Genomic DNA, 14,309 nt, shown 5'->3' on the forward strand with positions numbered 1-14,309 from the left:
ACCAGTGCGCGGACGCTGGGAACGCTGGCCGAAGGTCTGGCACAGAAGGCACGTCTGCCGCTTGATGCCGAACTGCCCCGGCATGTGGCGCGCCTGACGCCGGCGATCTGGCAGCATACGCTCCGGCTCGTGGTGGGGCTGCTGGCCACTTACATGACGAGCTGGTGGCTCGGGCTGGATTACGGGTTCTGGGCGCTGGTAGCAGTGCTGCTGGTGATCCAGCCTTCCGGGCAGACGACGCTGGTGCGGGCGCTGGAGCGTGTGCTCGGAACTGTGGGCGGTGGCGTGCTGGCGCTGTTGCTGACACCGTTCCTGCCGGGCTCGGCGCAGATGCTGGCGGCGGTGGCGGTGTTCGTGATCGGGGCGATCGCGATGCGGGCGGTAAATTACACCATGCTCGTTGTGTTCATCAGTGCGCAGTTCATTGTCGTGACGGAAATGATCATGCCGTCGCAGGGCGTGGCCTGGGTGCGGATGCTCGATAACACGCTTGGCAGTGTGATTGGGCTGCTCTGTGCCTTCACGGTCTGTCCGCAGCGGCGGGGGCAGGACATGGACGGTCTGTTGCGGACGGCGGTCATGGGCAACCTGCGCTATCTGGCGGCCGTGCTGACCCGCGATGATCCGGTTGTCACGGACAGGATCCAGCGGCAGGCAGGGATCGACACGACACGGGCGGAATTTGCCCGGGGCTCGCTGCCCATCCTTGGTGGTGTCTCGGCTGTCGGGGAGCGTGCGACGCAGGCTCATGCGCTGTTGCGGGCCCTGCGGCGTCTGAGCGGAGAGGCGACGCTGCTGCGGTTCGATATTTCGGCCGCTCTGTGTGACGGTGATGCCGAGGCCGGGGAGCGGTGGCGTGCCACGGCGGCGTCGCTTGAGGCCGGGGCGTCACTGTCGGATATTGCCCGGAAGATCGAGAATGGTGAGGTCATGGCTGAGATTGCGGCGCTGGAACGGGCGGGGCGTAATTCGGCTCCTTCAGGCAGCTAGGGCCTGAAAACAGGAAAAGCCGGAGACGGGGTGTCGTCTCCGGCTTTTTTTATGTCGATAGGCCGGGAAGGGCGTCAGTGGTGGCCGCCGCCACCATGACCGCCGCCACCGCCATGGCCACCGCCACCCGGTCCGCCACCGTGGCCGCCCATTCCGCCCGGACCGCCATGGCCTCCACCGGGCCCGCCGCCCGGTCCACTATGTCCGCCCATGCCTCCGGGGCCGCCATGATCACCGGGTCCGCCACCGAACCCGTGTCCTCCCGGTCCACGTCCTCCGGGTCCGCGACCGCCGGGGCCACGTCCACGATAGGGGCCGACGCCGTAGCCGCCGCCCCAACCGCCGCCCCAGCCACCACCCCAACCGGTGTCATAACCGCCGTAATAGCCACCGCCGCCATAGCCGCCGTAACCATCATAACCATATCCGTCATAGCCGACGCAACCGGACAGCATGCCGAGCAGGCAGAGCGCACCGCCGATGCGGGCGAAGGTCTTTGTTGTCCGACGGGTCATTTCGCGTCTCCTGCCGCGATGGGATCATGCCATTCCATAACGCCGAAAGCGGCGCCTGCCGGATCGGCGAGGATGGCAATCATGCTGTTCTGGTGATCGAGATGCGGTTCGACCAGAACGCGGCCGCCGAGTTGCACGGCTTTTTCGGCGGCACTGCCCACACTGTCCACCTGCACGAAGCTGAGCCAGCGGGCCCGTGCGTTGGGTGGAAGGCGTGGGGGCAGGGGATTGACGGTTGCGCGCGCCACGGACTGGGATTCAAGGATGTAGCGCTGATTGGTGTCGGGAGCCGGTGCGGCCTCGACCTGATAGCCGAAGAGTTTCTGGTAGAACCCGGCGCTGGCCGAGGGCGTGGACGTCAGGAGGGCGTTCCAGATCCAGTCACCCTGTGCGGTGGTATCCGTATCGTTCGGATCACCCTGCGGCGCGCGTAAGGTGGCGAACAGGGCGCCCTGTGGATCGGCGATGATGGCCTGCTCGCCGCGGCCCTGGATCATCGTCGGGCGAAAGACGACCTTGGCGCCCCACTGACGGGATGATTTTGCCAGAGCCGGCACGTCAGGCGCCGAAATGAAGGGGAGCCAGATCGGGTGGGGTGGATTGGCGGTATCGGGCAGGGGACGCTCGACAAGCCCGGCGACGACATGGCCGTTCACGAAAGCTTCGGCGTAATGGCCGCGGGAGACGGGGCGGTCCTGAAAGGTCCAGCCCAGAAGGCTGCCATAGAACGTCTTGGCCTTGCTTAAATCGGGCGTCGTGAGCTGGGCGTAGACGATCTTGCCCGGCAGGACGGGCGCGCTGGTGGCCGCTGCGGGCTGGGTATCGGTCGTCTGGGCATGGGCGGCGGGTGCGGCCGCCGTCAGGCCGAGGCCGATGGAAAGGGCCGCCGAGAGCGTGACGGCAGCCGTGCCTGCTCGGGAAGGACGGTGAAAGGGGGGCAAGGCGGCACTCCTTCTGTTCAGGCCTGCGCGGAGCACCATTCGGGCGTTGGCAGGGCGGAGGGGAACGTCATGTGGTTCCCCGGAATAGGAGCATGACGTTTCATGTCCCATACCGTTCCCGGAATGCAGCGAAAATGAGGCCGGCTGGGTCCGGAAGGCTTTAGATCAGGGCAAGTTCGGCCAGCTCGCGACGGAGCTGGGGTGGAAGCTCGGCAATGCCATCGTCACCGAAACTGTTGCCGAGATCAGGCGGGGCGTCTTTGGGTTCCAGATAGCGCCAGCCCTGAAACGGGCGCATGGGGCGCGGCTGGACGGGGATGATTTCGTCGGACACGACGATCAGCGTGCCCGTGCTGCCATCCATGCGCTGGCAGCTTTCCAGCCCGATGATCGGCTGGCGGCACAGGATCATGCCGTCCATCACGCGGTACAGCGAGCCACCGTCCAGTACCTCTTCGGCCCGTTTGGGCATGGTGCGGGTCTGGACGGTGGCGTGGCCGTTGACGCGGTAGTTGTTCAACCGCTCGCGCAGGACTTCAAGGCTCGGGCAGCCGACGGCCAGCTTGATGATGTTCAGCATGTGTGTCGGGTGCCCTCCTTGGGTTAGTGCACGCCCAGAGCGTTCTGGGACTGTGAGACGAAATCGTTGATGAAGCGCGTCTTGTCGATGGACTGCACGATCTTCACCTTGCGCAGGCCCATGGCTTTCGGCGCCGTGGAGTCCGGCCAGATATGGGCGTGGCCGTAATCCATGCCATGTTCGATGTTGATGTCCATGACGGCCGTGACGGACTTCGTGACCAGTGTGGGATCAACGGCGATGGCAGAAGTCAGTTCATCCCATAGCGGCAGGGGGGCCTGATACTTTTTCAGATAGTCCGTAACGGTGTTGTGCTTCTCATCAATGCGGCTGGCAAGCTCAGGCGTCATCATGATGTCGTTCGAGACATTGCCGACGCAGGTGATGGAGGCCCAGGGCGCGGTCAGGGTGATGCGGGCGGCTTCGGGGTCCATGATCATGTTGAAATCGGACGCGAAATCGGCATTGCCGGTGACGGACATCATGCTGGCATCAAGCAGACCGCCCATGAAGACAAGCTGTTTGGCGGTTGCGGCGAAGGTCGGGTCGATGCGGATGGCAAGCGCAAGATTCGTCAGTGGACCGGCGGCAATGACCGTGACCTGATGCGGATGGGCGTGAACTTCGCGGATCAGGAACATGGCGGCCGGGAGCGGATCGGCCGCGATATGTGGCGCATTTTCCGGTAGCTTGGCGACGGCAGGTTGTGTGGCCGGGACGTGCTCGATGGAGCCGAGACCGCCCCAGGCGCCCTTCCACGGAATGACACCGAACTGCTGTTCGCGCAGCTTCGTCTCGGCCACCGTGTTGACCAGCGGCGTGGTGGCACCGTCAGCCACCGGGATCTGCGTCTGGCGGGCGATTTCCAGAAAGCGGAGGGCATGCGCCGTGCCCGCGTTTTCCCAGTCATCGCCGATGACAGAGGTCAGGCCCAGCAGCGTCACGCCGGGGCGGTTGAGCAGCGGAATAATGGACTGGATGTTGGAGCCGCCCGGGCCGAGGAAGTCGTTATCGAGTACGACATAGTTCGGAGCGGGGGCAGCGTTCGCAGCGGCAAACGGGGCCAGCACGGTGCAGGCGGCCAGAAGGGCAGAGAGAATGGGTCGGCGCATGGTCTCTTCCAGATGGATTAAGACCGGATCATGCCTTCAAGTGACGAGACGCGCCAGTATTGCTTCAAGCCGGAGCCGTCCTTCGCCCGTCGCGCGCAGAATGCCGTTGTCCCGCTCAAGGTAGTTTTCCTCGATGCAGGCTTCGAGCATGGCGGGGTCCACGCAGTCCATGAGCGTGCGGCCCGTGCGGGCTGCGAAGGTGGCCTCGTTGATGCCTTCGGACAGGCGCAGACCCATCAGCAGGGCTTCGCGGCCTTTTTCTTCCGGTGTGAGGAGTGTCTCTTCTGTACTGCCGGAGCCTGTTTTTTCAACGCGCTCCGCCCAGGGTTCCGGCGCTCGATGGCGGCGCGTGGCGTAGAGTTCGCCATCCAGCGTAAGGCGGCCATGGGCGCCGGGGCCGATGCCGATATAGTCCGCATAGCGCCAGTAGGTCAGGTTATGCCGGCTTTCCGCGCCGGGGCGGGCATAGTTCGAGACTTCGTAGGGGAGCAGACCGTGACGGGCGGCGATTTCGCCGGTCAGGTCATAGAGGCGGGCGGCGGTGTCTTCATCGGGCAGGGTGAGTTCACCACGGCGGTGCATGGCTTCGAACTTCGTGCCGGGCTCGATGGTGAGCTGATACAGCGACAGGTGATCGGCCACGAGATCGAGTGCGGTGGTGAGTTCGTCCGTCCAGTCGGCACCGCTCTGGCCCGGGCGGGCGTAGATCAGGTCGAAGGAAATGCGCGGGAACAGGGTGCGGGCGGTTTCGAGCGCGCGGATGGCCTGTGTGGCGGAGTGTTCGCGGCCCAGCTTGTGCAGGGCGTCGTCACGCAGGCTCTGTACGCCGAGCGAGACGCGGTTGACGCCCGCCTGTCGGAAGGCCGCGAATTTTCCGGCCTCGACGCTGGTCGGGTTGGCTTCGAGTGTGATTTCGAGATCGTCTTCCGCGTCGAACAGGAGATGCGCGTCCTCGATCAGGGCGGCGACCGTTTCGGGCGCCATGAGCGAGGGCGTACCCCCGCCGAAAAAGATCGAGCGCAGGGGGCGTTTGACGCCATCGTGGGTCAGGCGGGCAGCGTCATGCGCCAGTTCGCGGCGCAGGGCTGCGGCGAAGCGCTGCTGCGGGATCACCTCCCGGACATGGGAATTGAAATCGCAGTAGGGGCACTTCGCCAGACAGAAGGGCCAGTGGATGTAGAGGGAGAGCGGCCCGGGTTGTGATGTGGTTGTCAAATGGCGATCCGGACGCCGAACTCCACCACGCGGTCAGGCGGGATGCGCAGGAACTCTGTCGTGGAGGCGGCATTGCGCAGGAGGAGAAGGAAGATCCACATCCGCCAGAGCTGCATCTTCGGCACGCGGGAGCGGACAACGAGCTCATGCGATGTGAAATAGGATGCCTGGATGGCGTCGAAGGCCACGCCCAATGCGTTCAGTTCCAGCAGGGCGCGGGGAAGATTGGGCATCTCCATGAAGCCGTAGCGGACGATGACGCGGTGGATGTTGGGTGCGAGTTCCTGAACGATGGCGCGGTGGCCGCGCTCGGCTTCCGGCTTGTCGAGGTTTTCGACCGTTACGAACAGAATGTGGTCGTGCAGGACCTTGTTGTGCTTGAGGTTATGCAGCAGCGAATTCGGCACGACATCTGGGTTGGCGGTCAGGAAGACGGCCAGACCGGGGACGCGGATCGTGCGGGACTGTGGCAGGCGGGCGAGGAAAGAGCCCATCGGCATGGAATCCGCCTGCTGGCGGGCGGCGATGAGGCTGCGTCCGCGCTTCCAGGTGGTCATGATGATGGTGCTGATGATGCCGATTGCCAGCGGGACCCAGCCGCCATCGGGGATCTTAAGCACGTTCGCGGAGAAGAAAATGCTGTCCACGATGAAGAAAAAGCCGAAGACGATGCCGACCGTGGCGGATTTCCAGCCGAAGACGCGGCGGAACACCACCATGGCCAGAACGCAGGTGCACAGGAACGTGCCGGTCACGGCGATGCCATAGGCTGCGGCCAGGGCTGAGGACGAGCGGAAGGCCAGAACCAGAACCAGCGCGCCGAAGGCGAGGATCCAGTTGAGGGAGGGCAGGTAGATCTGCGCTTCCTCGGAGGCGTTGGTGTGCATGATGCGGGTGCGGGGCAGGTAGCCGAGCTGGATGAGCTGGCGGCACAGGGAGAAGCTGCCCGAGATGCCAGCCTGCGATGCGATCACGGTCGCGAAGGTTGCGAGGATCAGCATCGGGATCTGCGCCCAGTGCGGTACCAGCAGGTAGAACGGGTTGGACAGGGCGTGCGGATCGCGGATCAGCAGGGCGGCCTGTCCGAAATAGTTCAGCGTGAGCGATGGCAGGACGAAGAACAGCCATGCCTTGCGGATCGGAGCACGGCCGAAATGGCCCATATCGGCATAGAGCGCTTCTGCACCCGTCACGGAGAGCACGACCGAACCCAGCGCGATGAACGACAGGTAGCCGTGCATGATGATGAATTCGAGTGCGAAGGTCGGGGACAGGGCGAGCAGGATATGCGGATAAAGGAAGATACCCTTGATGCCGAGAATGGCGAGCACGCTGAACCAGCAGACCATGATCGGCCCGAAAGCCTTGCCGATCTTACCCGTTCCCAGCACCTGCACCGAAAACAGGGCGACCAGCACGACCATCGCCAGTGGGATGATGATGTGGCTGGCCGAGGGGACGGAAGTTTCAATGCCTTCCACCGCCGAAAGTACGGAAATGGCGGGGGTGATGATGCTGTCGCCGAAGAACAGGCAGGTGCCTGCGATGCCTACGAGGCCGAAGAGCCATCGGAAATGTTGTGATTTGCAGACGCGCTGGGCCAGGGACATAAGCGCGATGATGCCGCCCTCGCCATCATGATCGGCCCTCATGATGAGGATGACGTATTTGATGGTGACGATGAGCATCAGTGCCCAGAAGGTCAGGCTGGCAAGTCCCATGACTTCCCAAGGCTGGGCCGGGGCCTTCGGAGAACTGACTATGCTGACCGAGGATTGCAGCGCGTAGAGCGGGCTTGTGCCGATATCGCCGTAAACCACGCCCAGAACCGCGAGCAGTGCGCCCATCCCTGCGGGACGTTGATGGCTGGTGCTGTCCTCTTCGCCACCGATCTCATGGGTATGTCCCTCCGAGCGGGCCTGCTCGATCGTCTGGACGACTTCACCGGAGTCGCTGGGAATCCCTACGCCATGAGGCGGGTTGGAGGCGTGGTCACCGTCATGTTCAGGCATCGCTGGTTCCATTTACGGGCGTCAATAGAGTGCCGCTGTCTACTGTCACAGCGCTTCTCAAGCGCGGCTCCGCATCAGGGCAACTGTCCCTCATGACAAGATTTCTGCGGCGGACGCAAGCCGCGTGTCAGGATTGTGGCGCGGGGCGGGCTCCGAAAATGGCGGTCCCGACCCGGACCAGCGTCGCATTTTCGGCAATGGCGGTTTCAAAATCCGCGGACATTCCCATCGAGAGCACCGGCAGGCCGTGCTGCTGGCTCATGTCGCGCAGCAGACGGAAATGCGGTGCAGGGTCTTCGTCTTCGGGGGGGGATGCACATCAGGCCGCGGACCTTGGGTCCGAATCTTTCGAGCGAGGCTTCGATGAAAGCATTGGCTTCTTCGCGCGGAACGCCGGATTTCTGCGGTTCGTCGCCCGTATTGACCTGCACGAGAAGCTCGGGGAGGCGGCCGGCTTTCTGTGCGCCCTTTTCGATGGCGTCGGACAGGGACGGACGGTCGGGGCTCTCGATCATGTCGGCGATCTGGCAGGCTTCAGCCGCCTTGTTGGTCTGAAGTCCGCCGATGATGTGCAGCCGCAGGTCCGGGAAGGTCTTGCGGAGTTCCGGAAACTTGGAGGCCGCTTCCTGCACGCGGTTCTCGCCGAACAGGCGCTGGCCGGCTTTCAGGGCGGCTTCGATGCTCCCGATCGGGTGGAACTTGCTGACGGCGACGAGGGAGACATCCGCCTCTGCGCGTCCGGCCTTTTCGCAGGCCTGGGCGATGCGGTGACGGATGGCGGCGAGGTTCCCGCTGATAAGGTTCTGGGCAATAAGATCGGACATGTCTGGAGAAGACGCCATTGCGTCCGTGGCCGCAAGATGCGATTTCGGCAGGATGCGAGAGACCGATAGCCAGTCATGACCCAGAAGCCTTCCAATCCGTCGCCCCGTAATCCAGCCTCCGGAAACCGGAACGGTGGTTCACGCCGTTCGCGGGGTCCTGCGCAGGGCAGGACGCAGGAGCGCCGTCCCGCGCCGGATCCGACGCGCGATCTGGCGTTCGATATCGTCTGCGGTGTGGTCGAGCATCGCCGGATGCTGGAGACGACGCTGGATCGCGCCGGGCCGATGGATCCGCGTGACCGTGCGTCCGCGCATCGTCTGGCGGCGACCACCCTGCGTCATCTGGGCAGCATGACCGAACTGCTTCAGCCCATGCTGCGCCGCGAGCCGCCCGAGCCGGTGCGCTGTGCGCTGCTCATGGGCGTGGCGCAGCTGCTGCATCTGGAAACGCCGCCTCATGCGGCAGTCGGCACGATTGTGGATCTGCTGCGTCGTCGTGGTCTGGCACCGTTTGCGGGGCTGGCCAATGCGGTGCTGCGGCGTGTGTCGCGGGAAGGGCATGATCTGCTGGAAGGTCTGGACGAGGACCGGCTGGATGTGCCGCCCTGGCTGTGGAGTGCGTGGGGCAAGCGGGCGCGGGCGATTTCGCGTGGTCTGCATCGTGAGGCGCCGCTGGATCTGACGCTGCGTCCGGGGGCTGTTGCACCGGAGGGCGGCGAGGTTCTGCCAACCGGCTCCGTCCGCTATCCGGCCGGGACGCGGATTACGGCTCTGGAAGGGTTCGAGGACGGGGCGTTCTGGGCGCAGGACGTGGCGGCGACGATGCCGGTGAAGCTGATGGGAGACGTGGCGGGCAAGACCGTCGTGGATCTCTGTGCAGCACCCGGCGGCAAGACGGCGCAGCTTGCGACGGCGGGTGCGCATGTCGTGGCGGTCGAGCGTGAGGACGCGCGGGCGAAGCGGCTTGAGGAAAATATCGCGCGTCTCAAGCTTACGGCAAAGACGGTCGTGGCGGATGCCGCGACATGGCGTCCGGATGCGCCGGTGGACATGGTTCTGCTGGATGCGCCGTGTTCTGCAACGGGGACGCTGCGCCGCCATCCGGATGTGCTGTGGATCAAGCGGCCGAGGGATGTAACGGCGCTGGCGGAAGGTCAGGATGCGCTGATCGACGCGGCACATGAGATGCTCAAACCGGGTGGCGTGCTGCTTTATGCCGTGTGTTCGCTGCAGGACGAGGAAGGTCCGGAGCGGATCAAGGCTGCGATTGCGCGTGGTGGCTGGAAGTTCGATCCGTTCTCGGAAGCCGAACTGGCCGACATGGCTGTCGCGCGGACCTGGGATGGGATGTTCCGCACCCATCCGGGCCTGTGGAGCGAGCTTGGCGGCATGGACGGGTTCTTTGCCGCGCGTCTGATCAAGGTCTGATCCCGTCCGGCATCGGGGACGCATAAGCCCCGATGCCGGATGCTCCGCCTCAGGGAGCCGGGTTGGAGTGGACCTGATGGATGGCGTTGATCTTTTCTTCCAGTTCAGGGGTGATGGTCACGTCTTCCGCTCCGAGAATGGTGCGGAGCTGGTCGAGGCTGGTGGCGCCAATGATGTTGGCTGTCACGAAGGGCCGTGAGGTCACGAAAGCGATGGCGAGCTGAACGGGGTCGATCCCTTCCTCGCGGGCGAGGACATGATAGGCGGTAACAGCCTCATCAACGCCGGGCTTCTGGTAGCGCTGGCCACGATCGAACAGCGTGGTGCGTGCCCCGGCGGGACGCGCGCCGTTGAGATACTTCCCGGTCAGATAGCCCTGAGCCAGCGGCGAGTAGGCCAGTAGTCCGACCTTCTCCTGAAGCGCCATTTCCGCCAGACCAATCTCGAATGTCCGGTTGATGAGGTTGTAGGCGTTTTGGATGGACGCCACGCGGGGCAGGCCGGTGCGGGAGGCCTCCAGAAACTTCGAGACACCCCAGGCGGTCTCGTTGGAGAGGCCGACATGGCGGATTTTGCCTTCATTCACGAGGTCGCCGAGGACACCGAGCGTTTCTTTGATGGGGACGGATGTTTCCTCCGGCAGGTCACGGAATGTCGTGCCGCCTGCGCCGAACAGGCCGATTTTCCGGTCCGGCCAGTGGAGCTGGTAGAGGTCGATATAGTCCGTGCCGAGGCGCCGCAGGGAGCCTTCGAGGGCGTAGCGGATCTGGCGCGGGGTCAGGCGTGCTTCCTCGCCATCGGGCCGGAACCACGGCATGGCGGTGCGTCCGACGACCTTGCTGGCGATGACGAGGCGGTCCCGGCCACCGCGGGCTTTCAGCCAGCTTCCGATGATCGTTTCGGTTGAGCCCTGCGTCTCGGCGCGGGGCGGGATGGAATAGAGTTCGGCTGTGTCGATGAAATTGATGCCGTGGTCCAGCGCCATGTCGAGTTGGGCGTGGCCTTCGGCTTCGGTGTTCTGCTGACCGAAGGTCATGGTGCCGAGGCAGATTTCGCTGACAGCAATGCCGGTGCGGCCAAGTTCACGCTGTTTCATGGAAAAGACCTGATCAGAAAATGGGGGAGGCCCCCAGCATGGAAGGCCCGGCACCATTGATCAAGGTGCGGGCCTGTCCGGACCGGGGTTACGGGGCCAGTGTTACGATAACGCGCAGACCGCCGCTCGGCCGGTTTTCGAGGCGGACATTGCCGCCCTGGCCATGCAGGATGGTGCGGGCGATCGAGAGGCCCAGGCCGCTGCCGCCGGTTTCGCGGTTGCGGCTGCTCTCGATGCGGACGAAGGGCTCGAACACGCGGTCCAGCTCACTTTCGGGCAGGCCGGGGCCGTTATCCTCGATCAGGATCTTGACCACATTGCCCTTCTCGCCCGGGTGGGTGGCGGGAATGAGCGTGACATGCGCGTTGCCACCATATTTCAGGGCATTGAGGATCAGGTTGTTCAGGGCCCGTTTGAGCGCCACCGAGCGGGCCTTGATCCGGACGGGAACATTGGGCGGCTCATAAAACAGGTCGTCGGCCTTGTCTGGCAGGCTTTCGGCTGCCTCGTCCATGATGGTCTGGAGCAGGGCGCGCAGGTCGAGCGAGACGATGGGTTCGGCGGACGCGCTGTCCCGCCCGAAGGCCAGCGTGGCCGAGACCATGGCTTCCATTTCGTCCAGATCGGCCAGGACCTTGTTGCGCAGTTCTTCGTCGTCAATGAATTCGGCACGCAGTTTCAGGCGCGTGATGGGCGTGCGCAGGTCATGGCCGATGGCAGTCAACATGAGCGTGCGGTCTGTTACGAAACGGCGGATGCGCAGGGCCATCGTGTTGAAGGCGATGGCGGCGCGGCGGATCTCGGATGGACCATTTTCGGGCAGGGCCGCCGTGTGGACGTCCCGGCCAAGAGCTTCGGCGGCATTGGCCAGCGTTCTGACAGGCGCGATCAGGCGCTGTGTGGCCCAGACGATCATCGCACTTCCGGCAATCGACATGACGAGGAAGGCGATCATGAAGGTCGGGGAGCCGAACGGATTAGGCAGGGGGGTGACGAAACGTACCACGAGCCAGCAGTCTCGGTCCGGCAGGAGGATCGAGGTCGAATGCGTGCGCATTTTCTGCCCGATCAGGACCTTGCGCGGATAGAGCGAGGACGGCAGGAGCGCCCAGCGCATGAAGGGCGGCATGTCGCGGCGGCGTATGGTGCCGGGAAAGCGGGGATCGCCGTTCAGGTGCTCGGCGTCCGGATGCTCAGCATCGGGGTGTTCGGGAGGAAAGTGAAACTCCGGTCCGCCGGGTGGTCCCATCGGGCCGGGGAAGCCCGGACCACCCATATCGGGGCCGGGATGCGGCATGCCCGGATCCATCGGACCGGGAGGCGGAAAGCCCTCATGGCCTGATGGATCGTCATGCAGGCGGTGCAGGAAAGACGGCGATGCCATCGCCGGGAACGGGATTTCATGCCCCTCGATCAGCGGGTCCGGCTCCTTGATCAGCAGCACCGTGACGTTGGAGGGGATATGCAGGTCGTCGATCGCATCGTGTCGGTCGGCGGGTTTGGCTTCCGCGACCGTGCGATAGATCGAAAAGACCTGAACCTGTTCCTCATGGACCTGACTGCGCTTTTCCAGATCGAAGCGGTCCAGCGCGTGGATTCCGAGCCCCGCCGCTTCCACGACCGCAAGGCCCACGATCAGCAGCAGGCTGGTCCGGGCGACGAGAGACCGTGGCAGGATGTGCATCGGGTTCAGAGACGCTCCACTTCCGCTGCGAGCACGTAGCCACCGCCACGGACCGTCTTGATGACCTGTGCGTTGCGGCCGTCGTCCTCGAGCTTGCGGCGCAGGCGGCTGATGGCCACGTCGATGGCGCGGTCGAACGGTCCGGCCTGACGGCCGCGCAGCAGTTCGAGCAGCATGTCACGCGTCAGGACGCGATTGGCGCGCTCGAGCAGGGCCATGAGCAGATCGTATTCGCCGCCCGTAAGGGAGACTTCTGCGCCGTCCGGGTTCAGCAGGCGACGGCGCACGGGGTCGAGGCACCAGCCGGCGAAATGGATCTTGCGGGTATCGGAAGCCTGACGCTTGTCCTCGACATCGACCGTCCGGCGCAGGACGGCGCGGATGCGGGCGAGGAGTTCGCGAGGGTTGAACGGCTTGGCGACATAGTCGTCCGCGCCGAATTCGAGGCCGATGATGCGGTCCGTCTCATCGCTCATGGCGGTGAGCATGATGATGGGGACATTGTCCTGCGAGCGCAGCCAGCGCGCGACTTCAAGGCCGCTTTCGCCGGGCAGCATCAGGTCCAGCACCACGAGCTGGTAATGCCCGTTGGCCCAGGCCTTACGGGCCTCGCGGGCATCACGGGCGGCCGTGACGCGGAAGTGGTTGCGTTCGAGGAACTGGCTCAGCAGTTCGCGGATTTCGCGGTCATCATCCACGACCAGAAGATGGGGCAGGGTTTCCGTGCTCATGACCAGAGGCCTTTCGGGAATGCTGTGACCGCGTTCGGACTGCTCATGCCGCCTGTCCGGAAAACGGTATTTCCGGACAGGGTGTGGATGGGAGCGATGTTATGCCAGCCAAGGGGGAACAGGCAGGTTTTTCGCACACAGGAACTCCGGGTTGAACAGCTTGGACTGATATCGGGCACCACCGTCGCACAGAATTGTAACAATCGTATGTCCGGGACCGAGCCGGCGTGCTGTTCTGATCGCGGCGGCGACATTGATGCCTGACGAGCCGCCGACGGAGAGGCCTTCCTCCGATGTCAGGGAGAAAATCTGCTCCAGCGCTTCGACGTCGGGGATGCGTTCGGCGTCGTCGGGGTGAGAGCCTTCGAGATTCGCCGTCACACGGCCCTGACCGATGCCCTCGGTGATGGAGTTGCCGGTGGCGGTGAGGTCGTTGGACTTGACCCAGCCATACAGCGCGGAGCCTTCCGGATCGGCGAGGACAATGCGCGGGGCCATCTTGCCAGCGGCTTTGGCCTGATCGCGCAGGCCGAGCGCGGTGCCGGCCAGCGTGCCGCCGGTGCCGCAGGCGCAGGTGAAGGCATCGACCTTGCCGCCCGTCTGCTCCCAGATCTCGCGCGCCGTGGTGGTGCGGTGGCCTTCACGGTTGGCGGTATTGTCGAACTGGTTGGCCCAGAATCCGCCGATCTCTTCGGCCAGACGGCGCGAGACATGGACGTAATTGCCCGGATCGCGATACGGCTTGGCGGGCACAAGACGCAGATCTGCGCCGATCATGCGCAGGAAGTCCAGTTTCTCGCGGCTCTGTGTTTCCGGCACGACGATCACGGCCTTGCAGCCAACGGCATGGGCGACCAGTGTGAGGCCGATACCCGTATTGCCGGCTGTGCCTTCCACGACGGTTCCGCCGGGCTTGAGGGCGCCGGTCTTCAGGGCGTTCTCGATGATGGCCAGGGCTGCACGGTCCTTGACCGAGCCGCCCGGGTTCATGAACTCGGCCTTGCCGTAGATGTCGCAGCCCGTTTCCTCGGAGGCGCGTCTGAGGCGGATCAGGGGTGTGCCCCCGATTGCGGCGGTCATGCCCGGGGAAGTGGTCTGCCATCCAGGCGTGGTGGCCGGGGAGACGGTTTGGCGGTTCGGGGAGATGTCAGTCATAGTTCACTCCTGTGCTGGGTGAATTA

The 14,309-nt window shown here is 64.5% G+C and carries 12 protein-coding genes and 1 pseudogene; 2 read left to right on the forward strand and 11 right to left on the reverse strand.

The window, feature by feature from the left end; genetic code table 11:
* Positions 1-153 precede the first annotated feature (153 nt).
* Positions 154-990, forward strand: coding sequence for an FUSC family protein (locus GRO01_RS13490; protein WP_244926365.1), 837 nt, complete (start codon positions 154-156; stop codon positions 988-990).
* 74 nt (positions 991-1,064) lie between these two features.
* Here GRO01_RS13490 and GRO01_RS13670 read toward each other — a convergent pair whose 3' ends face one another.
* The 7 genes and pseudogenes from GRO01_RS13670 to GRO01_RS01400 all read right to left on the reverse strand — a co-directional run bounded on the left by GRO01_RS13670 (position 1,065) and on the right by GRO01_RS01400 (position 8,189).
* Complete coding sequence (locus GRO01_RS13670; protein ID WP_167494557.1) at positions 1,065-1,505, reverse strand: hypothetical protein; 441 nt, start codon at positions 1,503-1,505, stop codon at positions 1,065-1,067.
* A complete protein-coding gene (locus tag GRO01_RS01375; RefSeq protein ID WP_062506980.1) occupies positions 1,502-2,446 on the reverse strand; it encodes a VOC family protein in 945 nt (314 codons plus the stop codon). Before GRO01_RS01375 ends, GRO01_RS13670 begins: the two co-directional genes overlap by 4 nt.
* Before the next feature lie 160 nt (positions 2,447-2,606).
* The gene (locus GRO01_RS01380) at positions 2,607-3,026 is read right to left on the reverse strand and encodes a DUF1489 family protein (protein ID WP_062506978.1); all 420 of its coding nucleotides are present in this window, start codon (positions 3,024-3,026) and stop codon (positions 2,607-2,609) included.
* A gap of 23 nt (positions 3,027-3,049) precedes the next feature.
* Complete coding sequence (locus GRO01_RS01385; RefSeq protein ID WP_062506976.1) at positions 3,050-4,138, reverse strand: nucleoside hydrolase; 1,089 nt, start codon at positions 4,136-4,138, stop codon at positions 3,050-3,052.
* 36 nt (positions 4,139-4,174) lie between these two features.
* Positions 4,175-5,353, reverse strand: coding sequence for a radical SAM family heme chaperone HemW (gene hemW / locus GRO01_RS01390; protein ID WP_062506974.1), 1,179 nt, complete (start codon positions 5,351-5,353; stop codon positions 4,175-4,177).
* Positions 5,350-7,377, reverse strand: a complete 2,028-nt coding sequence (locus GRO01_RS01395; RefSeq protein ID WP_083541172.1) for a potassium transporter Kup — start codon at positions 7,375-7,377, stop codon at positions 5,350-5,352. The genes hemW and GRO01_RS01395 overlap by 4 nt, the downstream gene beginning before the upstream one ends.
* Before the next feature lie 115 nt (positions 7,378-7,492).
* Positions 7,493-8,189: pseudogene (locus GRO01_RS01400) on the reverse strand (YggS family pyridoxal phosphate-dependent enzyme).
* A 75-nt stretch (positions 8,190-8,264) separates the two neighbouring features.
* On the opposite strand from GRO01_RS01400, the gene GRO01_RS01405 reads away from it, so the two are divergent.
* Entirely contained in the window at positions 8,265-9,617 is a 1,353-nt protein-coding gene (locus GRO01_RS01405; protein WP_062506972.1) for an RsmB/NOP family class I SAM-dependent RNA methyltransferase, read from the forward strand.
* 49 nt (positions 9,618-9,666) lie between these two features.
* Here the strand turns inward: GRO01_RS01405 and GRO01_RS01410 are convergent, their stop codons facing one another.
* The 4 genes from GRO01_RS01410 to GRO01_RS01425 all read right to left on the reverse strand — a co-directional run bounded on the left by GRO01_RS01410 (position 9,667) and on the right by GRO01_RS01425 (position 14,283).
* Positions 9,667-10,713 carry an aldo/keto reductase gene (locus GRO01_RS01410; RefSeq protein ID WP_062506986.1) on the reverse strand — a complete coding sequence of 349 codons (1,047 nt, stop codon included), beginning with the start codon at positions 10,711-10,713 and terminating at the stop codon, positions 9,667-9,669.
* 88 nt (positions 10,714-10,801) lie between these two features.
* Positions 10,802-12,397 carry an ATP-binding protein gene (locus GRO01_RS01415; RefSeq protein WP_062506970.1) on the reverse strand — a complete coding sequence of 532 codons (1,596 nt, stop codon included), beginning with the start codon at positions 12,395-12,397 and terminating at the stop codon, positions 10,802-10,804.
* Positions 12,398-12,402: 5 nt separating this feature from the next.
* A complete protein-coding gene (locus tag GRO01_RS01420; protein WP_062506969.1) occupies positions 12,403-13,128 on the reverse strand; it encodes a response regulator in 726 nt (241 codons plus the stop codon).
* Between the two features lie 99 nt (positions 13,129-13,227).
* Positions 13,228-14,283 carry a cysteine synthase A gene (locus tag GRO01_RS01425; protein WP_062506968.1) on the reverse strand — a complete coding sequence of 352 codons (1,056 nt, stop codon included), beginning with the start codon at positions 14,281-14,283 and terminating at the stop codon, positions 13,228-13,230.
* Between the last annotated feature and the right edge of the window lie 26 nt (positions 14,284-14,309).

Source organism: Gluconobacter roseus NBRC 3990 (genome assembly GCF_006538885.1).
In the GTDB taxonomy this organism is placed as follows: Bacteria; Pseudomonadota; Alphaproteobacteria; order Acetobacterales; family Acetobacteraceae; genus Gluconobacter; species Gluconobacter roseus.